Here is a 21,210-nt window from a genome sequence, read left to right on the forward strand (position 1 = left end):
GTGTCAGGCCATTTCAAAAATTGGAGTGCCCAAGATATCCGGATCAGGCACAACGCCAAGCCCAGAACCTTCCGGCGGTGCAATGCGCCCGTTTTCTCTTTGTGGTGCTTCAGGGCAAAGGCGCGGTCCCACATAGGATGCCAGATCGCAGGTGTTCATCAAGGAGCCCTGAGGTGTGGATGCGGCGAAATGAAGTGCGGCCGCGGTGACGATATCCGACCCCCAGGTGCATTCTGCACAAATCCCTGCTCCCAGATGCACAGATAGATCGCGCGCTCTCCGCATGGCCGAAAGCCCGCCGAACTTTGAAAGCTTCAAAGCCACCGCATCCAGGCACCCCAATTGGTGGGCACGGGTCAATGACGCCAGATCAAATGCGTTTTCGTCAATCTTCATCGGCAAGCCAGTTGCTTGACGGACAGCTGCGCACTCTTCCAGGGTCTTGCAGGGTTGCTCGAGCATTACATCCAGATGCTGAACGGCGCGCCCAGTGCGCGTCGCCTGAAGCCGTGACGCACCGCAATTCCAATCGCCGTAGACCAATGGACCAGAACCAACGACCTCGCGCACTTTGGTCAGGCGCTCGACGTCCGCCTGCCAATCCTGATCTGCGCCAAGTTTCGCCTGAAATTGCTGAATGCCGCTGGCAAGGGCCTCTTTCGCAATAAATGCCATCTCGTCGGGCGCGATGCAGGTTATCGAGTGATAAAGTGGCATGTCTTTGCGCGTGCGCCCGCCCAACAGCGCATAAAGCGGCAGGCCGGTCGCTTGCCCGAAAAGATCCCACAGCGCGATATCAACAATGGATTTAGCGGCAGGATGCCCCAAAAGGAACACATCCAGTTTCCGCATCGGGGCATCAATGCCGAAAGGTTCGATGCCCAGAATCTCGGGCGCCATCTCTTGAACCGCACTTGGAACCCCTTTGGCAAACGCAGGCAAGTAGTGCGGTATTGGGCAGACTTCGCCCCAGCCTTTTAATCCGGTATCGGTCTCCAGGCACAGAACATGAGTTTCGACTGTCGCGCAGGTTTTGCCTTCGGCCATGTAATAGGTGGCATGGCTGGTCAGCTCTACGGACCATAATGTCAGCCGGGACACTTTCATGAATATAGCGCCACCGGATCGCCCAAGGCATCTTCATCTGGATGCACCCCCAATCCCGGACCTTCGGGCAAATGCAGATATCCATCGACGTTGCGCGGTCCGCGCCCACCAGCGATATCGACCGTGATCATGTCCTGACACGCCCAGACCGCGCGGCAATTGTCGTCTGGAATGGTCGCGGCAAGATGAAGAGCTTCGGTATCCGCCAGAACACTACCGCCCGTGGCCATGATGAACATGTCAATACCATGGGTCAGCGCGATGTCTCGCATCCGCGCCGCCTTGGTCAAACCGCCGACCCGGTTCAACTTGATGCCAAAAATTTCGGCCAGCCCATCCAGCGCAATCCGGGTTGCGTCCTGCAATGTTACAAGGCTTTCATCCACGGAAACCGGCGTCGCGTGTTTCGCCGAAATCGCGGCAATATCATCCAAGGACTCGCAGGGTTGTTCGACCATAACGTTCAGGTCTTCGACAGCGTTCATCACCCGCAACGCCTGCTGCCTCGTCCACCCTCGATTGACATCATACAGAACAATCTCGCCCTCGCGACGAATGCTCTCGACGTCGCGGATGCGCGCAATATCTCGTTCGACATCACCCCCAATTTTCACCGAATGGGCGATGTAACCACGTTGACGATAGCGGTCGATCACTGCGCGTGTATCCGTTGCAGTTGTGGCCCCCACGGACGATGCGATCGGGCGTGGCGTTCTTGAACCACCGCCCATCAGATCGGCAATCGACAAACCTGCTGCTTGCCCGGCAATGTCCCAACACGCCATATCCATTGGGCTTTTGGCATAAAGGTGGCCGGGCAGGGCAAGGTCCATGGCCCGTTCGATGTCCAGGTTTCGACGCGGATCTAACCCCAGAATATAGGGCGCCATCGTCGCGATTCCGGCGCGGATGCCCGGACCATGAGCAGGCACATATGTGTGCCCCCAGGGTGTGCCCTCTCCCCAACCTACAATTCCGGCGTCGGTCTCAACTTTAATGAAAGTAGCGTCCAGCACTTCGAACTTCAGCCGCCCCGCTGACAACCAATAGGGATGCTCAAGTGGCAGATCGACCTGATAAACTGTGATCCGTGAAATCTTCATCCTGACCTCACAAGCTCTGAAGTTTCTTCTGGTCTACCTTGCACCGCGTCTGCGCGAGGCAAAAGGCTTTGCGGATCATGGGCCGGTTCTGCCAAAACAAGTGCTGCACGGCTTTGTCCATGAATGACAACCTCCAACACAGTGCCCGGAACCGCTGCATTTGGTTTCACATAGGCAAACGCCAGAATTTTGCCGACCGTATGCCCGTACGCAACCGAGGCGGTTGATCCCACAATCCTGCCGTCCTGAAGCACAGCCTCGCCCCCATGTCCGTCAACGTCTCCGTCCGGCTCGATCTCCAAATACGCACAGACCCATGGCAGATCCGAATTCAACGTGGCCTCCCGACCCAGATAGTCTTTGTCTGTGCGCGCAAACCGCAAGACATCGGCCTCGGCGAGTGTCACTTCGTTGGTTAACTCGCCAGCCCCTTTGAAGCCTTTTTCCATCCTCAGAACGTTCATGGCAAAACTTCCGTAGTCTGCAATGCCATGACGCGCGCCAGCAGCCCAAAGCGCATTGTAGACATCCAGACAGGCAGCGTTCGGCATGTGAAACTCCCACCCCAGCTCACCAGCATAAGACATCCGAAAAGCCCAAACCAAATGCCCGGCAATTTCGACCTGTTGGGCTGATAGCCAACGAAATGCTGCATTGCTCAGATCGCTTTCCGTGCAAGCAGCCAAAACATCTCGTGAACGCGGGCCATTGAGTGACAACGCCGAGCGTTTTGACGACAGCGCAACAATGGCCACGTCCTCGCCCGCGCGATTATGGTTCAGATGATCCAACAGCCTTTGTTCAAAAAACGCCGCGCAAACCAGATAAAACCGGTCGTCGGCTAACCGCGCAATGGTCGTTTCCAACTCGATCCGTCCACGCCGGTTCAACATATGGGTCAGTGTGATCGAGCCTACCTGCTGTGGCATCCGGTTCGCGGTCAGCCGATCCAGCAGGGCATATGCTCCCGGTCCAGACACCTCGACTTTGGTAAAGGCGGTCACGTCCATCAGGCCAACACGCTCGCGCACCGCCTTTACTTCGAAACCAACCATCCTGTGCACGTCGTTGCGGCGGAAGGAATAGTGGTCTCGTTGCGCCACATCACCGCGCGCAAACCAACGTGGTCGCTCGAACCCATAGACTTCTTCATGCACGGCACCTTTTTCCCGCAACACTTCATGCAATGGCGAAGGCTTGATCGGACGCCCGGCCAAACAATTGAAATGCGGAAACGGAATTTCGTGGCGCAGGCAGTAATCTTCCTCTGCCTTGATAACCTGCCAATCCTTTGTGGCATAAGCCCCAAACCTGCGCGGATCGTATTCTCTCATCGAGATATCTGCCGATCCATGCACCATCCAGCGCGCCAGCTCCCTCGTCAGCCCAGGCCCCCAGCCGATGCCGATCTGTGTGCCACAACAACACCAGTAATTGCGAACCCCCGGTGCGGGTCCGATCAACGGGTTGCCATCCGGCGGATGACTGATCGCCCCATGCACATCGCGCTGAATGCCCAGTTCGGCAAAGATAGGCATTCTGTTCAGGCTTTCTTCCAGCCACGGCATGACCCGATCATAATCCGCATCAAACAGCCAATTTTCATATTCCCACGGGCAATGATCATGCCAGACCGAATTCGGGTTGGCTTTTTCATATATCCCGATCAAGCCGCGCTTCTGCTCCATCCGAATATAGCCTGAAACCTTGCGGTCATCGCGGATGACCGGCAGTTCGGTCGCCAATGCCTCAAATTCCGGCACCGGCTCGGTCACAAAGTAATGGTGGGTCATCGAGGTCATGGGCAGTTGCAGTCCCGACCACTCGCCCATCTGGCGGGCATAAGTGCCGCCAGCGTTGACTACATGCTCGCAGGTGATGGTCCCTTGCTCGGTTTCAACCCTCCATTCGCCACGGGCAGTCTGTGTGATGTTGGTGGCCCGGCAATTTCGGATGATCCGCACGCCATTCCGACGAGCTCCAGCAGCCATTGCCATGGTTACATTTGTTGGATCGACATGCCCGTCATCCGGCGTGTGTAGGGCCCCTAGAACACCTTCAAGATTGTAAAACGGATGCAACTCTCGGACGCGCTCAGGCCCGACAAGCTCGATGTTGAACCCCAACGACCGTCCGACCGACAACGTATGGCGTAACCAGTCCATTTCATCTTCTGTATAGGCCAGCCGAAAAGAACCGCAGCCATGCCAGGTGACTGCCTGGCCCGTTTCGGATTCGAGCGCACCTGAATAAAGCCCAATGTTGTAATCAACACATTTGCCCAAACCGAAACTGGATGTGGAATGGGTTATCTGACCCGCCGCATGCCAGGTGCTGCCGCTGGTCAGTTCGGCCTTTTCCAAAAGAACCGTGTCGGCACCCCAGTGTTCATGACCAAGGTGATAGGCCAGCCCAACGCCCATGACGCCCCCGCCCACAATGACCACGCGCGCCTGCGATGGAAAATTCGTTGCCACGAATTCGATCCTTTCGAGTCGTTTTTCTCTCGACAACGTAGGCGGACAAAAATACCATCGTCAATCATGAATGGGACAAATGTATCAAATTCAATTTTGAAGCGTCTTGCCGAGGAATTGCCAGAGCTGACTCCCGAGGCGCGCAAAGCCGCCACTTATGTGCTGGAAAACCCCCGCGATGTGGGCGTTTCGACAGTCCGCGAGATCGCAAAAGCTGCCAAGGTAAAGCCAAACACGGTCGTGCGCATGGCGCGTCAGGTCGGCTTTGACGGCTACGACGATTTCCGCGTGCCGTTTCGCGATGCGATCCGGCGAGGCGCCGCAGATTTCCCCGACCGGGCACGCTGGCTTCAGGACATGCGCAAATCCGACGACTTGGGCGGTCTATATGCTGATATGGTGCAGGACGTGTTGCGCAATGTCGAAGAAACATTTGCCGGGATTTCGGCAGAGCAACTGAAATCGGCCGCCAGCGATATCTGGAACTCCCGCAATGTCTATGTGCTGGGCGTCGGTGTGCACAATTCGAACGCTCGTAATTTCACCTATCTGGCCTCGACCGGCATGGTGCAATTTCAGGCAATCCCGAATTCAGGCTCAACACCAATAGACGATCTTGCTTGGGCCGACGAACGCGACGTTTTGATCGCGATGACGTGCAAGCCCTATAGGTCCGAGGTTGTAGAGGCGGTAAAAATTGCGCGGGAACAAGGGCTTACTGTCATTTCGCTTTCCGACAGCCCTGCCAGCCCGATCCTGCACAGTGTCGACCACGGATTTGTGGTTTCGGTCGAGACGCCCCAATTCTTCCCCTCGTCTGTCAGCATCATTGCACTCCTTGAAACGCTGTTGTCGTTTGTGATTGCAAGCGCCAGCGATGAAATCGTGCAGCGCGTGGAGGTCTTTCACAAACGTCGCCATCAACTTGGGCTATATAGCAAGGAGGGTGAATGAGCGGCCCTATCAGATCATTAGACGCACGATACTATACCGACCCACAAATCTTCCGGTTGGAATCCCAGGGTGTGCTGTCAAAGACCTGGCAATTCGGCTGTCATGCCAGTGCGTTGGGCGGCGTCGGCGATTACGCAACTTTCGAGATTGCGGGTGAAAGCCTTTTTGCCATTCGCGGCCGCGACGATCAGATCCGCGTGTTTTACAACGTCTGCCAGCACCGTGCACATCAACTGGTCAGCGGTACCGGCACCACCAGGGTCATGGTGTGCCCTTACCACGCGTGGACATACGAGCTTACTGGCGAACTTCGCGCTGGCTCGAACACCAATTCTGTCGAAGGCTTCGATAAGTCCAAAATTTGCCTGACCGAGGTGCGTGCCGAGGTCTTCCTGGGCTTCCTGTTCGTCAACCTCGACCCGAACTCAGCCCCGATGGATGAATGGTTTCCGGGGGCACGGGCAGAGCTTTCTGAGTTTGTGCCCAACTGGGCTGACTTGAAACCGCTGGAATGGGTTGAAATTCCCGAAGCCTGCAACTGGAAAGTCTCGATTGAGAACTATTCAGAATGCTACCATTGTGCGCTTAACCATCCGACATTCGCCAAAGGTGTCGTCAAACCCGAAACTTATGACATCCAGCCCCAGGGCAAATGCTTGCGTCACACGACCGAGTGTCAAAACCTCGAAAACATGACCTATTACATTCACTCGGGCTTTGACCATTTCGACGAGTATTCCAGTTGGTTCCTGTGGCCATTGTTCTCATTCCAGGTCTATCCGGGAAATGTGTTAAATACCTATCACTGGCGCGCCGTCGATGCGGGCCACGTTGTGGTTTGGCGAGGGTGGTATTCGGTTGGTGCTACCGATGATGCAAAGGTCCGACAGTTGGCCGTGCAAGATCGCGAAACCACTGTCGAAGAAGACATTCATTTGGTCGAGTCAGTGCAACGCGGCCTTGCATCGCGTGGCTACATGCCCGGCCCACTGGTCATTGACCCTTGCGGCGGCGTCAACTCTGAACACCCGGTGATGCATTTGCAAAAGTGGATGCGCGACGCCATTGATGAGGCCTGAGTGATCAATTCGGAATCATCTAAAGGACAGGCCATGAGCGCATTTGACGAGGACCTCTTTTTGAAGGGGCTGGAACAACGAAAATCCACTCTTGGCGCCGAATACGTCGAAAAGAACCTGGCCAATGCAGACGAATTCACCCGACCTTTTCAGGAAGCAATGACCGCATGGTGTTGGGGTTTCGGATGGGGCGATGACGTTATTGACCCAAAGACCCGGTCAATGATGAACCTTTCGATGATCGGCGGGCTGGGCAAAATGCACGAATGGGAAATTCATTGCCGTGGTGCGATCAACAATGGGGTCACACCGGAAGAAATTCGCGCCATTATTCACGTTGTCGGAATTTACTGCGGAGTTCCACAAGCGCTTGAATGTTTTCGTGCAGCGCGAAAAGTGTTTGAGGAACAGGGGATTAAGGTCCAGTGTTAATGCCGGTCTGGTGACTAAGAACGGAGATTATTCATGCTAACAGGTTCTTGCCATTGCGGTAATATTGAATGGACACTCGACGCGCTTCCAACTTTGGTCACGACCTGTAACTGCACGGTTTGTCGGCGCTATGGGTCCATGTGTGCCTATGGGATCTTGGATCAGGACATTCACACGTCTGGGAAATCAGAGTCCTATCGGCGTCAGGATAGCGGGTCCATCAACTTTCACTTCTGTACCACATGCGGTTGCATGACCCACTTTATCGAAAGTTCACCTAACAAAACTGGCAAGATACGGACGGCGGTCAATGTCCGAATGTCCGATCCTTCGCCAATCAACGACGTGCCGATCCGTCATTTCGAAGGACACAATAGTTTCACACCACTCCCTTCTGATGGTCGGACTGTTCGCGATATGTGGTTTTGACGGCCGAAAGGTCGTCGTTCGTCAACAAACCCTATCTTTAAAGACCCTCCCAAGCGATTTGGGTTTAGGGATCTTTACGCGGGCCGCTGTCCGATCACCGACATGAACATGATTGATCCGAAAAAGGTGCCGTTCTTAATGCCTTAATGCGCGCCCGCGCTTCGTCTATCAACATGTCGCGACCCTCGGGGCCGAGTAGCCCATCCGACACCATAAATTCAGCGCCCCGCGATATCAGCGTCAGGAAATACGCCGCATCGCCATCGGCAAAATAGGGATGCGCGTCGCGTCGGCCCACCTTAAATCCAGATTCTTCAAGTCGATGGGTAAGTGTCCGGCACAACCATTTGTCGTGAATTAAGTTGGCCGCAACTTGTTCCAGACAAGCCTGAAGTGGGTCCAGGTCCCCTAAGGCCGTCGTATTGGCTGCATAATCCCCATCAAACACCACAATTTGCCCGCCGGGTTTCAACAGCCTAAACGCCTCGCGCAATGCCTTGGCAGGTTCAGGTATGTGGCAAAGGGTTGTGTGAAATACGACCAGATCAAATTCCTGATCGGCAAAGCCGGTTGACCGCCCGTCGCCGGTAACAAAACTCAGGTTCTCGATGTCACCAAATCGGCTCACAGCCCGGTTGATCAGCGCCGGACTAGGATCAAGACCGACAGCACAGCCAGCACCCGTTGTCTGCACCAGATCAGCAATAACGTGCCCAGTGCCGCTGCCGATTTCCAATACCCTGGCGCCCGGCTCAACATCCAGCCAATCAAAGTAACGCCGCCGCATATCGATCATCTGCGGATCATTGGCACGAATTGTCAGTGCATCTCCCAACAACTCCTGAGTTTTCACCGGCACGTCGGCAATTGTCGAATAAAGGTCAGGCATGTCGAAAGTCCTCAATCTGGTTCCACTCGCAACAGCATCACGACTTCCCCGTGCCCGGAACATTCCCTAATGTGGAAACGACGAATTGCAGAATTGCACAGGGCGGACTTGATCATGGGTAGGTCGAAAACGACATTTGCTCACGGCATCCGTGGTCTCGATTGGAGCGATCTGCACTTGATCCTGGCGATTTGCCGTAGTGAAAGCCTGTCAGGGGCGGCCCGCACCCTTGGTATCAATCACTCGACTGTATCCCGCAAAATCAACGCCATCGAAGACAAAACAGGCGTGCGTTTTTTTGATCGATTGCCCCAGGGCTACTTGATGACAAAAGCAGGACACGCGGCCCACGAACACGCCCAGCGGATCGAAAAAGAGGTAGACGATCTCAGTCGCAAGATACTTGCCCAGGACGCGACTTTATCGGGACCAATTCGTCTGACCTGCTCCGAGGGGCTGGCAGTCGAACTTGCCCCCAAACTGGTCGCCGAATTCTGCAAAGAGCACCCGGATGTCTCTGTTCACATTGAACCACAACATACGACGCTGGATCTGTCTAAAAAGGCCGCAGAAGTCGCGGTTCGCTATGCCAAAAATCCGGCTGAAAGCGCCTTTGGACGCAAAGCCTGCGCCTTTCGCGCCACCTTGTATTCAAGCCGCGCTTACATCAACAAAACACGCGGGATATCAATGGCCGATCAAAACTGGTGCGTCGCCGCCGATACCGCCAACTGGTTGGTTCCATTGATCTTTCCAAGCACCGAGGCTGTGGCTCAACGCACGGTTATGAGTTCCGGCTCGCCACTTGGCGTCATCAACGCGGTGGCTTCAGGGCAGGGCAACATGGTCATGGCGTGCAACCTTGTCGATGCCGATCTCCGTCTTGTGCGCATCTCGGAAAATCTGGAACACCTAAACATGGACGTCTGGATTCTCACTCACAACGACTTGCGCCAAACAGCCCGTATTCGCGCATTGATGACCCACCTTTACGACGGCATATCCGCCAGACGGGCCGAGTTCATGGGCAAGGTCAGGGCAGGTGGGGTGGAGATTCTGCTAGAGCGGGATTAAATGCTGGCAACCAAATTCGCCTTGTGACGCTTTCAGCGCATTTTATTAATCCGAGAAGCACAACTTGTTTCCATCCAGATCTCGAACATAGGCCGAATACCGGGGACCCCGCTGATTTGGCGAACCTTCAGAAGTCGCGCCCAAGTCAATTGCTTTTTCATAGATCGCTTGCACGTCTTGCGCAGCCCCAACACTGAAGCCAACCATTGTTCCGTTCCCAATGGTGGCCGGTTCCTTGTTAAAGGGTAATGCCGTGGCAAAAGCGAAATCATCGCCGATCCAGTAAACCATTCTTTCCGTTGGCTTAACGCGGCTCACACTTTGGGACTCGAACAAAGTGTCATAGAATTTCGCTGAGCGTTCGATGTCGTTTGTGCCAACGACAAAATAGTTCATTTTCATAGCGTGATCTCCAGCTAATATAGTGTCTCTTCCTCTCAATATTGAATATTAAGACAGTTTATGTCTTATTTGTTTCATGGCACGGACGAATGCAAATGGCAGGTTGAGGCGGATGGAGCTGCTAGCCGTTCAACTGAAACAAGAAGAGCATTGCACAGTCGGAAACCTTGCGCTTCAGCACGGAGTCAGCGAGCGAACGATTGCGCGTGATCTGTCGCTCATGCGCGATCAGGGCATGCAGATTGACGCGGATCGCGGTCGCGGTGGGGGTGTGCGCCTTGACCGCAAATGGGGTGTCGGCCGTATTAACCTGGCTTACTCCGAGGCAGTTGATTTACTCATCAGCATTGCTGTTGCGGAAAAAATGAACTCGCCTATGTTTTTGGCAAATCTTGGGTCCGTCAGGCGACAGTTGGTGGCGTCCTTCTCACCTGAAAAGCGCGACAAAGTGAACCGATTGAAGTCACGAATACTCATCGGCGACACGGCTTCGACATTCGTGCAAGCGAACGTCACCTCCCCACCGAAATCGGCCGTCCGAGCCTTGCACCAGGCATTTGTCGAGCGAAAGGCGTTGGATATCCAATACCAGAGAGAAGATGGCGAGACTTCGGAAAGGCGGATCGACCCGCATTATCTTCTGTTAAAATATCCTGTTTGGTATGTTGTGGCGTTCGATCATCTGCGAAAAAGTCCAAGGACATTTCGCTATGATCGTGTGCTTACTGCCGAAATGACGGAACACAATTTCCCGTTGCTACCAAAAGAAGATTTTCGCCCATCGCTAAACGATGACGACCTTGTTGTTTGATATTCATCGGCTTGAACGGAAGTTCTGATTCAGAAGGCAACTGGCAGTGATCGGAACAAAGCCAGCAATTCCGACCCTAGTTTAATGCAATTTCATCCGACCGGATCAGCCCCAGAATGTCACGCGCCTGTTGGTCCAGCAGATCCAAATCCAGATAATCGTCGCTCATGCGCCTAGTCTTGTTTTCCAGGCTGGCAACTTCTGCGGCCAGACGTTCGTGCTCCAACTGTAATTCTTTGACCTCGGCTTCGATTTGAACCCGTTCGAACAACCCATAATCGCCCTGCACGCTGGCAAACGTGAAATACAGCCCCAATGAAAACATCAGGCCGAAATAGAAGATGACGCCAAGCGCCGGACGCTTCAGATTGCTGCTCATGTCTTGCCTTAACGGCCCTCTGCCGGGGCCTGCTCAAAGACAATGACACAGTGATTCGCCTTTGTGAATCCCTTAATATTCAATGGGCAGAAAGCCGCAGAACTCAGGCGATTGAAGCGTTGTAGATCGAGTCAATCGTCGAGGCGATTGTGGCATTAAACGCGTCGTCGCTTTGCTGAGCTGACAGCCCTTCGGACAACGCGCGGCTGAAGCTGGCGATCATGCCACGGTTTCGCGACAACAGATCATTGGCTTCGTCGCGCGAATACCCGCCTGACAGGGCGACAACCCGCATGATTTTGGGATGATCAATCAGGGACCGATAGAAGTTGTCTTCGCTTGGCAGCGACAGCTTCAACATCACCTCGGTGCCATCGGGCAGGGCGTCCAGATTGCGGTGGATCTCATCGCGCAAAATCGCCTCAGCCTCGGCCTTATCGGAGATAGTGATGTTCACTTCTGGCTCCAATATTGGCATCAAACCATGGCCAAGTATCTGATTTCCAATCTCAAACTGCTGATCCGCAATGGCGGCGATCCCGGCTTGGTTTGCAGCGTTGATGACTGACCGCATCTTGGTCCCAAACACGCCCTTGGCCACAGCCCGGCTCAGCAACCCGTCCAGATCGCCCATCGGCTTCATCAGCTGAACGCCATTCTCTTCGGCCTCAAGCCCCTTGTCGCACTTCAAAAACGGAACAACGCCGCGGGCTTCCCAAAGATGCTGAGCCGCCGGAGTACCCTCAAATGCACGATCCATCGTCATTTCGAACAGGATCGCACCAATAACTTTTTCACCGGTAAAGGCAGGGGCGGCGACGATCCGCGACCGCATCGCGTGGATCTGATCGAACATCTCGGCGTCACCGGAATAGGCATCTTCCTCGACCCCATAAAGCTTAAGCGCTTTCGGCGTCGATCCACCGCTTTGGTCCAATGCCGCTACAAATCCCTGACCCGAGCGCATCTGCTCTGCTTGGCGTTCCCGTGACATCCGAACCTCATCCTTTTCAAAACCTGCGCCCGTCTTAGGCAACGCGGGCCTTGCATGCAATCGTGGTGCCGCTAACAGCCTCAGCTTTTCTCCAAGGCAGCAACGCCGGGCAGGGTTTTACCCTCCATCCACTCCAAAAACGCGCCGCCAGCTGAAGAAATATAGGTGAAATCGTCGGCCGCACCCGATTTGTTCAGCGCCGCGACGGTATCTCCGCCACCAGCGACCGATACCAACTTGCCTGCTCGGGTCAAACCCGCCGCATGCGCTGCGGCCGCATTGGTCGCCATATCAAAGGGGGCGATTTCAAACGCGCCCAACGGACCATTCCAGATCAAAGTCTCGGCGGTATCAAACACGGCCTTCACTTTTTCAACCGACTCTGGCCCGGCATCCAGGATCATTCGATCCGCCGGACAAGCATTAGCAGCCACCGTGATATTGTCGGCGCCTTCCGCAAATTCAGTCGCGCAAACAACATCAACCGGCAGGATAATCTCGCAAGCCGCTTCATCCGCCTTGGCCAGTATCTCGCGTGCGGTGTCTGTCATCTCATGTTCCGCCAGCGACTTGCCGACGTCGTGACCTTGTGCGGCCAGAAACGTATTCGCCATCCCGCCACCGATCACCAGCATATCGACCTTGCGCACCAGATTGCCCAGAAGGTCCAACTTGGTCGACACTTTCGCCCCGCCTACAACCGCAACAACTGGCCGCTTAGGCTCACTCAATGCCGCTTCCAGCGCCCGCAATTCAGCCTCCATCAACCGCCCAGCACAGGCAGGCAACAAATGCGCCACGCCTTCGGTAGAAGCATGGGCCCGGTGCGCCGCCGAAAACGCGTCATTGCAATATATGTCCCCAAGCGAGGCCAAAAACTTCGCCATCATCGGATCATTGGCCTCTTCCATCGGGGTGAACCGCGTGTTCTCGACCAGAACCACCGATCCGGCGGGCAGGGCATCCAAGGCACCACGGTCTGGTCGTTCGACAAAATTCACCGGCTGCCCAAGCGCTTCTTCCAGCGCAGGCACCACTACTCGCAAGCTCATGTCCGGGTTCGGCTGCCCCTTAGGGCGACCAAAATGCGCCAGCATCACCGGAACACCGCCACCGGCCAGAATATCCCGGATCGTGGGCACAATACGCTCGATCCGGGTGGTATCCGTCACTTGCGCCCCATCCACGGGCACGTTCAAATCGACCCGTGTCAAAACCAGCTTGCCAGCAAGATCCATATCATCAAGCGTTTTCCAGGCCATCTGAGCCTCCTAAGATGCGTTTCGCCTTTCACTATCGTGGTTGTTCGTGGCGTCAACAGGCGGATCGTCGCCTTTCGGCTTTTCCTCGCCCAGCGCTCGCATTAATGTCCGCGCAAACCGAGTTAAGGAGAGCCCCATGGCCGACTATAAAGACCCTGAAAATACCATCCTGATCGAGCTGAAAGACGGCACCGTCGCAATCGAGCTTCTGCCCGATATCGCACCCGCCCACTGTGACCGGATGAAAGATCTGGCCCGCGCCGGTGAATACGACAACGTTGTCTTCCATCGGGTCATCGACGGCTTCATGGCCCAGACCGGCGACGTCCAGCACGGCGATTTCGAAGATGGCTTTAATATTCGCAGCGCCGGCACCGGCGGTTCTGACCGCCCCGACCTTCCCGCCGAATTCAGCCGTATCCCCCATGATCGCGGGTCCATAGGCGCAGCGCGCTCGCAAAACCCGAACTCGGCCAACAGCCAGTTCTTCATCAACTTCTCGGACAACGCGTTCCTGAACGGCCAATACACCGTCTATGGCCGCGTTATCTCGGGTATGGAACATGTCGACGCCATTGCTCGCGGCGAACCGCCAATGAACCCTGATCGTATGCTCAGCGTGAAAGTCGCTGCCGATGCGTAAGCTGGCAGCTGTTCTTTCGCTGATCGCAGCACCCGTCTTCGCGCAAAGCGTTGAAGACGGCCCCGGTCCCAATCTGTTGATCGAAGTCGCGGGTCGCGTTGTCATCGACATGTTCGAAGACGTCGCCCCCGGTCACGTCGCCCAGATCACTTCGCTCGCCGAAGAGGGTGCTTATGACGGCATCGTCTTTCACCGCGTGATCGAAGGCTTCATGGCCCAGACCGGCGATGTCGAGTTCGGCAAAAAAGGCGGCGATATGCGCATGGCCGGCCGTGGCGGCTCGGACCGCCCTGATCTGGAAGCAGAATTCAGCGAAATACCGTTTGATCGCGGCGTCGTCGGCATGGCGCGTTCGCAAAGCCCTAACTCTGCCAACAGCCAGTTCTTCATCATGTTTGCCGAAGGCCATTTCCTGAACGGTCAATATACGGTCGTTGGGCAAGTGATCGAAGGCATGGATATCGTCGATGCAATCAAACTGGGTAAAGGCGCCAACGGTTCCGTCATTGGCGAGCCTGATGCAATGGCAACCGTTACCGTCGAGCGCTAAAATTCAATGATTATCGAACCGGCTCGCGGGAGCCGGTTCGCCCTAATCCCTGACCAGACGCTCACAAAAACATGTTATTATTGGCCCGGAAATATCCCGGGGAGTGTGAGGGGCAGCGCCCCTCGCTCTATTGCTCAATTAAACCCTCTTACGTCTCAGCGCCCGTCTGACGATCCTAAAACGTCTGATCAACCCCGCGTGAGGTGGGGTATGCCGGGACGTTTCGACCTGCCACATTGTTCCTAAATGATGTGCAGGAGGATACATGATGCGCCTCAAGACCCTCGCTTTCGTTGCGGCTTTTGCCACCAGCGCAGCCCTCACGACCGCAAGTGCCGAACCATCACGCTGGCAAAGTGAATGGCCGGACACTGATTTTGATATTACAACCATCGACGACTGGCGCGAGATCATGTCCGGCGGCCCCCCCAAAGATGGCATTCCGGCCCTTGATGAGGTCAGCTTCATCAACGCAGCCGATGAAACCCGGATTGGCGAACGCGAACCCGTGATCACAGTCGAGATCGACGGGGCCGAGCCGCGCGCTTATCCAATCCGCTATTTGACCTGGCACGAGATTGTTAACGACACGGTCAATGGCGTGCCCATTGCCGTCACCTTCTGCCCCTTGTGCAATTCGGGCATCACGTTTGATCGGCGCGTCGATGATAAGGTCCTGAGTTTCGGTGTTTCTGGTAAGCTCAGAAATTCCGACATGGTCATGTATGACCGCCAGACCGAAAGCTGGTGGCAACAAGCAGTTGGCACTGGCATTGTCGGCGAACTGACCGGCGTTGAGCTGACCCAAATGCCGACGTGGATGGAAAGCTGGAGCGAATTCATCGAACGCAATCCGGACGGTCTTGTGATGGATGAACCCGGTTGGCGTCGACAGTATGGTCGCAACCCCTACGCCGGTTACGACAGCTCGTCCCGACCTTTCCTCTACAGCGGTGAACTTCCGCCACACGATATCCCGGCACTGATGCGCGTCGTGCGCGTCGGTGAAAAAGCCTAGACCTACGAGCGCCTCCGCGAAGAAGGCCAGATCACCGAGGCCGGCATTACTCTCAGCTGGACTGACGGTCAGGCCTCAGCACTGGATAGCAGCAATATGGCCGAAGGCCGCAGCGTTGGCACCGTGCGTGTCAAAGATGGCGCGGGCGCCGACTTGCCCCACGACGTCATGTTCGCCTTCGCATTCCACGCCTTCTTCCCCGATGGCGACTGGATGCTCAGCGGCAGCTAACATCGATCGCGGCCCGCCCATCGGTGGGCCGCATCACGACAGCGTCTTCTCCATGTAACAGCGAATATTGCTGTCTAACCCGTGTGGCGGTGGCCCCTTGTGCACGGTTTGAAACCCCAGACTTTCATACATGCGCACCAAACCCGTTGCCTTCTCGGCTGTGTGCAGCGACAGCGTCGCTACGCCCCGTTTCCTGGCATCAACCTCAATACGAGCCATCAATTCCGCGCCATATCCGCGTCCGGAGAACTCTGGCAAAACTCCGACCAAATCAATCTTCCAAGCCGTTTCGCCGGCCCGGTCAACCTGCGCTGCACCGGCAATCTTACCGCCCAATACAGCGACCCAGGAACGCTCATCCGCCACCGCTTCCGGCAGATAGTCATAGGGATTCTCTTCAACTTCCGGCGTTTTCATGATCAGCAGCAAATATCGACGGAACGCAATTGTCAGCACCGCTTCGGCCGCCTCAACTTCGTCTGGACGCATCAACCGGATATCTACAGCGCCGTCCATCGCTAGTCCGCCAGTGTCACCAATGCGTGCCGCTTCTTGCCGGCTGACAGTTTGATCGGAGACGCCAAAGCCGCCGCATCCAACATCAGACCGGCGTCGGTCAATGGCTGGTCATCCAACTTGGCCCCATTCTCAGCGATCAGGCGTTTCGCCTCTTTGCCCGACTTCGCCAAACCGGCCCGCACAATCAGTTGCACCACCGAAATGCCGTCACCCAGATCTGCGCCCGTCAAAGCCAGTGTCGGCAAATCATCCCCAACACCACCCTTCTCAAAGACTTCACGCGCAGTCGCCTCGGCTGACTCTGCAACATCTGGCCCACGGCATAGCCCGGTCACCTGATTGGCCAGAATGATCTTGGCGTCATTGATCTCAGACCCGCCAAGCGCGCCCAGGCGATCACATTCCTCAATCGGCATCTCGGTGAACATTTTCAAAAACTTGCCAACATCGGCATCCGCCACATTGCGCCACCATTGCCAGAACTCATAGCCCGACATCATGTCTTCGTTCAGCCAAACCGCGCCATCCGCTGATTTGCCCATCTTTTTGCCGTCCGCACGCGTCACCAGTGGCGTTGTCAGCCCAAAGACATCCGCACCCTCAACCCGTCGGATCAGATCGGCACCCGAAACGATATTGCCCCATTGATCCGAACCACCCATCTGCAACACACAGCCATAACGGCGGTGCAGTTCCAAAAAGTCATAGGCTTGTAACAGCATGTAATTGAACTCAATAAAGCTCAGCGCCTGTTCCCGGTCCAACCGCGACTTCACGCTTTCAAACGCCAGCAATCGATTGATCGTAAAGTGCTTGCCGATGTCGCGCAGAAAGTCGATGTAACCCAACTTGTCCAGCCACTCGGCATTGTTCACAAGCGGCGAGTCAGTCGGCCCGTCGCCATAAGAAATATAGCGCGAAAACACGCTTCGGATGCCGTCGGCGTTTGCATTGATCTGATCAACCGAAATGATCTTGCGCATCTCGTCTTTGCCGGACGGATCCCCGACCTTTGTCGTCCCGCCGCCCATCAGTGTGATGGGCCGGTGCCCGGTCTTCTGCATCCATCTCAGCAGCATGATCTGCACAAGGTTACCGATGTGCAGACTGGTCGCTGTCAAATCAAACCCGATATACCCGGTCACCGTTCCACCCGCGAAAGCCTCGTCCAACTCTTGCAAGTTGGTGCAGTCGGCCAGAAAGCCGCGCTCGATAATCGTCGCCAGAAAGTCGGATTTCGGGTGATAGGTCATGTGGTCTCGTCTATGCTTGGGGCCAAAGGGGCCGCGAATTGCGCTGCTCTCTATAATCCGCTCGGGGGCAGAGGAAAAGCCATGTCAGATAACGGGCCAATCTGGGCGCTGGGCGCGATGTCAGGCACCTCGCTGGATGGCGTCGATGCGGCGATGATCCTGACTGATGGCGTCAAGGTGCACGAATTCGGCGAAACCGCCTACCGCGCCTACACCGATGCCGAGCGCGCAGTGATCCGTGCCGCACTTGGCCAAGCCGAGGGACCGGAAGTCGCTGCCGCTGCCGAGGTTGTCGAAAACGCCCACGCCGAATTGCTGGCGGGCTTCGACGGTGCGGCGTTGATCGGCTTTCACGGCCAGACCCTGTTTCATCGACCCGAGGATGGCCTAACGGTTCAGGCCGGCAACGGTGCCCTTCTGGCCGAGGTTCTGGACAAACCCGTGGTCTGGGATTTTCGCAGCAACGATGTGGCTTTGGGCGGGCAGGGCGCTCCACTGGCTCCCTTCTACCACTTCGCCCTCGCCCAGATGATCGGGGCCACTGGTCCCCGGGTCTTTCTCAACATCGGCGGTGTCGCCAATCTAACCTGGGTTGATCCCAACTTCGACACCCCGGAACAGGACGGCGCATGTCTGGCTTTCGACACCGGCCCCGGCAATGCCAAGATCGACGACCAGATGCAGGTGCGACGCGGCGAAACCATGGACCGCGACGGCGCACTTGCAGAGACCGGTGTCGTCGACGCCGATGTCTTGGACACGATGCTGAAGGGCGAACCCTACTTCCTGCGCATCCCCCCCAAGTCGCTTGACCGCGAAGACTTCGCCCTATGGGCCCAGGCCGTCGCTGAACTGTCCGACGCTGACGCCGTTGCCACACTTGCTGCCGGAACCGCTGCGGCCATCGCGCGCGGGTTGGAACACTGCCCTACACGCCCGGAAAAACTGCTGGTCACAGGGGGCGGACGACACAACCCCGGTATGATGCAAATGATCGCAGCACTTGCACCATGTCCGGTGATCCCGGTGGAAGAGGTTGGACTGAATGGCGACATGCTCGAAGCCCAGGCCTTCGCCTATCTCGCCGTGCGCGTTATGCGCGGCTTGCCGACCAGCGCCCCCAACACCACGCGTGTGCCAGCACCCGTCGGGGGCGGTCAACACTCTCTGCCAGGAATGCTGACCAAGGCAATGTCCTAACGTCAAAGATCTTTGCCCAGCGGCAGCCCCCATTATTGGCCCAAAAATATCCTCGCCGAAGGCACGCGGGCGCCAGCCCGCTCCCCGGATTTCGCGTCGAAATCCGTTTCCGAAAGGTTAACGAAACCTAACACCACCGCTCGCAGGCACCGACGTGATACCGACGCAATACCGAAAGCAGATTTCGGGCCATTCACGACGGAATATCGAACCCCGGTGCCGCCAGTTCAAACCCCTCAAACTGAAAGCCCGGACTGACTGTGCACCCCACCAATGTCCAATCGCCCGTGCTCTTCGCCGACTGCCACCAGCCTTTCGGAACGATCACCTGCGGCGTTTCTCCAGTCGTCAAATTCGGTCCCAACGCGTGCTTTTCCACCCGCCCGTTCTGGTCCTCGGCCATTCGCAAAACCAATGGTGCACCCGCATAAAAGTGCCAAATTTCAACAGCATCCACGCGATGCCAGTGGCTGCGTTCGCTCGCTTTCAGCAAAAAGTAGATACAAGTCCCCGAAGCCCGCGGCCCATCGTCCGCAACCCATGTCTGACGATACCAGCCACCCTCAGGATGCGGCTCAAGACCCAGCCGCGTAATGATATCTTCAGCGTTCATGACATTGATTTTCGCAGAGTTCGCACCCACAAGAAAGCCCGGTGTGACCCAAAAGAATCACATAGCTTCAAAGTTTTAGTCATCTCTACATCTTGAGCCAGCCACCGTTCATACTCCCGAAAACAACAAGCAACAGGTAAAAAGATGAACCCCTTTAAAGGCATGCCTCCGCAGGCAGTTCCAGTGGCAAACGAAGCGGTGCCAGAAGATGTTGAATTGCCAGTTCTGGACATACAGCCGGCCTCACAAATTCCTGAAGATGTCGGCATGCCGGACATTCCAATGGTGCCGGTTTGTGAAGATGACCATCTGCCTGAAGAGGCCAAATCAGCAATCGACGAGCACGCAGATTTTTTTGACTGCTTCTAGTTGATGTTTCTGCCAAGAATCGAAGATTGGTAGCCCAGAACTATACGCCTTTGATTTTCAGGATCGCCTCCTGTCGCGTCGCCACCCCCAGCTTGGCGTAGATATGTGTCGCATGATTGCGCACCGTTTTCTCGCTGACCCCCAGGTCACGAGCAATCGCCTTGTTGCTTTTGGCGGCGCATATCTCGTCCAGAATGGCCTGCTCACGGTCGGTCAAACCAGCCACAGTCAGGCCTGAAGAGATACCCGTAAACCGCAGTAATTCCTCGCGAAATATGCCCCATCCCGGCTCGGATGCCTGCAAGATATGGTTCGCACTTGGCACAGCCACCATCTCGGCGCCCGGGATGTTGCGTGCCAGAAATTTCCCTTCCGAAAACGGCGCAATCAACTCATCCTCGCCGTGAACAATCAGGGTAGGAACGGTCACTTTCTCCAACGAGGCAGACACATCCATTTCCGCCCGCGCTTGCAACAGGCGCGCACCCACATCCGGCGGGGTCGAGCGTTGAACCAAGTCGTTGAACCAGTTGATTTCTTCCGGCGTCCCATTCGGAATGAACCGCTTTGTAAACAGCTCCCGAAAGGCCGGGTTGGGTAAATGCGCCCCGACCCGGAACGCTTCGATAACGGCGGCATATATCTCAGCCTGCGCAGGCTCGGCTCGCCTATAGACGCCACGCGCATAGCCGCCCCAAATCACCAGATGAGAGACGTCCTCGGGATACCTCAATGCGTATTCCACTGCTGCACCGGTTCCCTGCGACATTGCGAGCAAAACAAAAGGTTTCGGCATATCCGCAGCTTCCACAACTCGGCGCAGATCGCTGACCCAGTTGTCGATGCTCAGTTCGCCCTGTTCCTTATCTGACATGCCGCATCCGCGTTCGTCATAACGCAGATAGTCAAAGCGGCTTTCCAGGAAATCCACCCAATGCGACCAGATCGGGCTTTCGGCATCGTATTCCAAATGGGTTAGCCAAGTCGCGGCCTTGACCAACGGCATCCCTTGACCGGAACGGGTCCACGCCAGCGATAGTCCATCTTCTGCTCTGGCATACCGAACGGGCCGCAATTTCCCCCCTTCGGGACATCTGTCCCACTGAATTTCCAACATAAAATCGAAAACCGGGACATCTGCCCGATATCGCGACCGGCTGGGTATCTTCAGATTGATGTCATCAAGTCGCCAACCAACGCAAGCACATCGGACCCAAGACCATGACAAATTTCGCCAAACGCATTTTCCGCTCAAAGCCCGAAACCACGACGGTAAGGCGTCGTATTCACCACGATGCAAACGCAAATCTAATCACTCTGGAACCGCGCAACACAGCACGGAACAAAACACGCCGCGATCTCTACAACACCCGGATCTGGCTCTAGAATTTCCGGCCCGCAAGTCCGGAAAAGGCGCGGCGT

The 21,210-nt window shown here is 56.0% G+C and carries 23 protein-coding genes and 1 pseudogene; 12 read left to right on the forward strand and 12 right to left on the reverse strand.

Features of this window, described 5'->3' with window-relative positions:
• Positions 1–3 precede the first annotated feature (3 nt).
• The 3 genes from GKR98_13460 to GKR98_13470 are packed head-to-tail and all read right to left on the reverse strand — an operon-like array spanning position 4 to position 4,687.
• Positions 4–1,107, reverse strand: coding sequence for a mandelate racemase (locus GKR98_13460; protein QMU59107.1), 1,104 nt, complete (start codon positions 1,105–1,107; stop codon positions 4–6).
• Positions 1,104–2,210, reverse strand: coding sequence for a mandelate racemase (locus GKR98_13465; protein QMU59108.1), 1,107 nt, complete (start codon positions 2,208–2,210; stop codon positions 1,104–1,106). The genes GKR98_13460 and GKR98_13465 overlap by 4 nt, the downstream gene beginning before the upstream one ends.
• On the reverse strand, positions 2,207–4,687 hold the full coding sequence (locus GKR98_13470; GenBank protein ID QMU59109.1) for an FAD-dependent oxidoreductase: 2,481 nt from the start codon (positions 4,685–4,687) through the stop codon (positions 2,207–2,209). The genes GKR98_13465 and GKR98_13470 overlap by 4 nt, the downstream gene beginning before the upstream one ends.
• 66 nt (positions 4,688–4,753) lie before the next feature.
• Here GKR98_13470 and GKR98_13475 point away from each other — a divergent pair, with 66 nt between their 5' ends.
• Genes GKR98_13475 through GKR98_13490 form a run of 4 tightly spaced genes read left to right on the forward strand, consistent with a single transcriptional unit; the run spans position 4,754 to position 7,581 of the window.
• Entirely contained in the window at positions 4,754–5,641 is an 888-nt protein-coding gene (locus tag GKR98_13475) for an SIS domain-containing protein (protein QMU59110.1), read from the forward strand.
• Positions 5,638–6,720, forward strand: a complete 1,083-nt coding sequence (locus GKR98_13480) for a Rieske 2Fe-2S domain-containing protein (GenBank protein ID QMU59111.1) — start codon at positions 5,638–5,640, stop codon at positions 6,718–6,720. The genes GKR98_13475 and GKR98_13480 overlap by 4 nt, the downstream gene beginning before the upstream one ends.
• A 33-nt stretch (positions 6,721–6,753) precedes the next feature.
• A complete protein-coding gene (locus GKR98_13485) occupies positions 6,754–7,152 on the forward strand; it encodes a gamma carboxymuconolactone decarboxylase (protein QMU59112.1) in 399 nt (132 codons plus the stop codon).
• Between the two features lie 33 nt (positions 7,153–7,185).
• Entirely contained in the window at positions 7,186–7,581 is a 396-nt protein-coding gene (locus tag GKR98_13490; protein ID QMU59113.1) for a GFA family protein, read from the forward strand.
• A gap of 94 nt (positions 7,582–7,675) precedes the next feature.
• Here GKR98_13490 and GKR98_13495 read toward each other — a convergent pair whose 3' ends face one another.
• Positions 7,676–8,533: a methyltransferase domain-containing protein gene (locus tag GKR98_13495; GenBank protein QMU59114.1), complete on the reverse strand. Its 858-nt coding sequence runs from the start codon at positions 8,531–8,533 to the stop codon at positions 7,676–7,678.
• Positions 8,534–8,539: 6 nt separating this feature from the next.
• Between GKR98_13495 and GKR98_13500 the strand changes: the two genes are divergently transcribed.
• Entirely contained in the window at positions 8,540–9,544 is a 1,005-nt protein-coding gene (locus GKR98_13500; GenBank protein QMU59115.1) for a LysR family transcriptional regulator, read from the forward strand.
• A 45-nt stretch (positions 9,545–9,589) separates the two neighbouring features.
• Here the strand turns inward: GKR98_13500 and GKR98_13505 are convergent, their stop codons facing one another.
• On the reverse strand, positions 9,590–9,946 hold the full coding sequence (locus GKR98_13505) for a VOC family protein (protein QMU59116.1): 357 nt from the start codon (positions 9,944–9,946) through the stop codon (positions 9,590–9,592).
• 112 nt (positions 9,947–10,058) lie between these two features.
• Between GKR98_13505 and GKR98_13510 the strand changes: the two genes are divergently transcribed.
• A complete protein-coding gene (locus GKR98_13510; GenBank protein QMU60104.1) occupies positions 10,059–10,757 on the forward strand; it encodes a WYL domain-containing protein in 699 nt (232 codons plus the stop codon).
• 76 nt (positions 10,758–10,833) lie between these two features.
• Here GKR98_13510 and GKR98_13515 read toward each other — a convergent pair whose 3' ends face one another.
• The 3 genes from GKR98_13515 to pgk all read right to left on the reverse strand — a co-directional run bounded on the left by GKR98_13515 (position 10,834) and on the right by pgk (position 13,392).
• A complete protein-coding gene (locus tag GKR98_13515) occupies positions 10,834–11,136 on the reverse strand; it encodes a septum formation initiator family protein (GenBank protein QMU59117.1) in 303 nt (100 codons plus the stop codon).
• Between the two features lie 103 nt (positions 11,137–11,239).
• On the reverse strand, positions 11,240–12,130 hold the full coding sequence (locus GKR98_13520; protein QMU59118.1) for a fructose bisphosphate aldolase: 891 nt from the start codon (positions 12,128–12,130) through the stop codon (positions 11,240–11,242).
• Between the two features lie 80 nt (positions 12,131–12,210).
• Positions 12,211–13,392, reverse strand: coding sequence for a phosphoglycerate kinase (gene pgk, locus GKR98_13525; protein QMU59119.1), 1,182 nt, complete (start codon positions 13,390–13,392; stop codon positions 12,211–12,213).
• A 136-nt stretch (positions 13,393–13,528) separates the two neighbouring features.
• On the opposite strand from pgk, the gene GKR98_13530 reads away from it, so the two are divergent.
• From GKR98_13530 to GKR98_13540, 3 genes and pseudogenes are all read left to right on the forward strand, one after another.
• On the forward strand, positions 13,529–14,035 hold the full coding sequence (locus GKR98_13530; protein ID QMU59120.1) for a peptidylprolyl isomerase: 507 nt from the start codon (positions 13,529–13,531) through the stop codon (positions 14,033–14,035).
• Complete coding sequence (locus GKR98_13535; GenBank protein ID QMU59121.1) at positions 14,028–14,585, forward strand: peptidylprolyl isomerase; 558 nt, start codon at positions 14,028–14,030, stop codon at positions 14,583–14,585. The genes GKR98_13530 and GKR98_13535 overlap by 8 nt, the downstream gene beginning before the upstream one ends.
• Before the next feature lie 268 nt (positions 14,586–14,853).
• Positions 14,854–15,834, forward strand: a pseudogene (locus GKR98_13540) (DUF3179 domain-containing protein).
• A 33-nt stretch (positions 15,835–15,867) separates the two neighbouring features.
• Here GKR98_13540 and GKR98_13545 read toward each other — a convergent pair.
• Positions 15,868–16,350, reverse strand: a complete 483-nt coding sequence (locus tag GKR98_13545) for a GNAT family N-acetyltransferase (GenBank protein QMU59122.1) — start codon at positions 16,348–16,350, stop codon at positions 15,868–15,870.
• A gap of 2 nt (positions 16,351–16,352) precedes the next feature.
• Positions 16,353–17,606 (reverse strand): tyrosine--tRNA ligase, encoded by a 1,254-nt coding sequence (locus tag GKR98_13550; protein ID QMU59123.1) that lies wholly within the window; start codon positions 17,604–17,606, stop codon positions 16,353–16,355.
• An 81-nt stretch (positions 17,607–17,687) separates the two neighbouring features.
• Between GKR98_13550 and GKR98_13555 the strand changes: the two genes are divergently transcribed.
• Positions 17,688–18,806 (forward strand): anhydro-N-acetylmuramic acid kinase, encoded by a 1,119-nt coding sequence (locus tag GKR98_13555; protein ID QMU59124.1) that lies wholly within the window; start codon positions 17,688–17,690, stop codon positions 18,804–18,806.
• 193 nt (positions 18,807–18,999) lie between these two features.
• Here the strand turns inward: GKR98_13555 and GKR98_13560 are convergent, their stop codons facing one another.
• The gene (locus tag GKR98_13560) at positions 19,000–19,419 is read right to left on the reverse strand and encodes a cupin (protein QMU59125.1); all 420 of its coding nucleotides are present in this window, start codon (positions 19,417–19,419) and stop codon (positions 19,000–19,002) included.
• A gap of 144 nt (positions 19,420–19,563) precedes the next feature.
• Here GKR98_13560 and GKR98_13565 point away from each other — a divergent pair, with 144 nt between their 5' ends.
• Positions 19,564–19,788, forward strand: coding sequence for a hypothetical protein (locus GKR98_13565; GenBank protein QMU59126.1), 225 nt, complete (start codon positions 19,564–19,566; stop codon positions 19,786–19,788).
• A 40-nt stretch (positions 19,789–19,828) separates the two neighbouring features.
• On the opposite strand, the gene GKR98_13570 is transcribed toward GKR98_13565, so the two are convergent.
• Positions 19,829–20,122 (reverse strand): hypothetical protein, encoded by a 294-nt coding sequence (locus GKR98_13570; protein QMU60105.1) that lies wholly within the window; start codon positions 20,120–20,122, stop codon positions 19,829–19,831.
• A gap of 887 nt (positions 20,123–21,009) precedes the next feature.
• Here GKR98_13570 and GKR98_13575 point away from each other — a divergent pair.
• Positions 21,010–21,174 carry a hypothetical protein gene (locus tag GKR98_13575; protein QMU59127.1) on the forward strand — a complete coding sequence of 55 codons (165 nt, stop codon included), beginning with the start codon at positions 21,010–21,012 and terminating at the stop codon, positions 21,172–21,174.
• Positions 21,175–21,210: the final 36 nt, after the last annotated feature.

It is taken from the genome of Boseongicola sp. (genome assembly GCA_014075275.1).
Lineage (GTDB): Bacteria > Pseudomonadota > Alphaproteobacteria > Rhodobacterales > Rhodobacteraceae.

Excerpts from the sequence above, each read along its gene's own strand:
- GKR98_13460 (QMU59107.1), bottom strand. The coding sequence starts at position 1,107 with ATGAAAGTGTCCCGGCTGACATTATGGTCCGTAGAGCTGACCAGCCAT.
- GKR98_13465 (QMU59108.1), bottom strand. The coding sequence starts at position 2,210 with ATGAAGATTTCACGGATCACAGTTTATCAGGTCGATCTGCCACTTGAG.
- GKR98_13475 (QMU59110.1), top strand. The coding sequence starts at position 4,754 with ATGAATGGGACAAATGTATCAAATTCAATTTTGAAGCGTCTTGCCGAG.
- GKR98_13480 (QMU59111.1), top strand. The coding sequence starts at position 5,638 with ATGAGCGGCCCTATCAGATCATTAGACGCACGATACTATACCGACCCA.
- GKR98_13485 (QMU59112.1), top strand. The coding sequence starts at position 6,754 with ATGAGCGCATTTGACGAGGACCTCTTTTTGAAGGGGCTGGAACAACGA.
- GKR98_13490 (QMU59113.1), top strand. The coding sequence starts at position 7,186 with ATGCTAACAGGTTCTTGCCATTGCGGTAATATTGAATGGACACTCGAC.
- GKR98_13495 (QMU59114.1), bottom strand. The coding sequence starts at position 8,533 with ATGTTCCGGGCACGGGGAAGTCGTGATGCTGTTGCGAGTGGAACCAGA.
- GKR98_13500 (QMU59115.1), top strand. The coding sequence starts at position 8,540 with ATGTGGAAACGACGAATTGCAGAATTGCACAGGGCGGACTTGATCATG.
- GKR98_13505 (QMU59116.1), bottom strand. The coding sequence starts at position 9,946 with ATGAAAATGAACTATTTTGTCGTTGGCACAAACGACATCGAACGCTCA.
- GKR98_13510 (QMU60104.1), top strand. The coding sequence starts at position 10,059 with ATGGAGCTGCTAGCCGTTCAACTGAAACAAGAAGAGCATTGCACAGTC.
- GKR98_13515 (QMU59117.1), bottom strand. The coding sequence starts at position 11,136 with ATGAGCAGCAATCTGAAGCGTCCGGCGCTTGGCGTCATCTTCTATTTC.
- GKR98_13520 (QMU59118.1), bottom strand. The coding sequence starts at position 12,130 with ATGTCACGGGAACGCCAAGCAGAGCAGATGCGCTCGGGTCAGGGATTT.
- pgk (QMU59119.1), bottom strand. The coding sequence starts at position 13,392 with ATGGCCTGGAAAACGCTTGATGATATGGATCTTGCTGGCAAGCTGGTT.
- GKR98_13530 (QMU59120.1), top strand. The coding sequence starts at position 13,529 with ATGGCCGACTATAAAGACCCTGAAAATACCATCCTGATCGAGCTGAAA.
- GKR98_13535 (QMU59121.1), top strand. The coding sequence starts at position 14,028 with ATGCGTAAGCTGGCAGCTGTTCTTTCGCTGATCGCAGCACCCGTCTTC.
- GKR98_13545 (QMU59122.1), bottom strand. The coding sequence starts at position 16,350 with ATGGACGGCGCTGTAGATATCCGGTTGATGCGTCCAGACGAAGTTGAG.
- GKR98_13550 (QMU59123.1), bottom strand. The coding sequence starts at position 17,606 with ATGACCTATCACCCGAAATCCGACTTTCTGGCGACGATTATCGAGCGC.
- GKR98_13555 (QMU59124.1), top strand. The coding sequence starts at position 17,688 with ATGTCAGATAACGGGCCAATCTGGGCGCTGGGCGCGATGTCAGGCACC.
- GKR98_13560 (QMU59125.1), bottom strand. The coding sequence starts at position 19,419 with ATGAACGCTGAAGATATCATTACGCGGCTGGGTCTTGAGCCGCATCCT.
- GKR98_13565 (QMU59126.1), top strand. The coding sequence starts at position 19,564 with ATGAACCCCTTTAAAGGCATGCCTCCGCAGGCAGTTCCAGTGGCAAAC.
- GKR98_13570 (QMU60105.1), bottom strand. The coding sequence starts at position 20,122 with ATGGTGGCTGTGCCAAGTGCGAACCATATCTTGCAGGCATCCGAGCCG.
- GKR98_13575 (QMU59127.1), top strand. The coding sequence starts at position 21,010 with ATGACAAATTTCGCCAAACGCATTTTCCGCTCAAAGCCCGAAACCACG.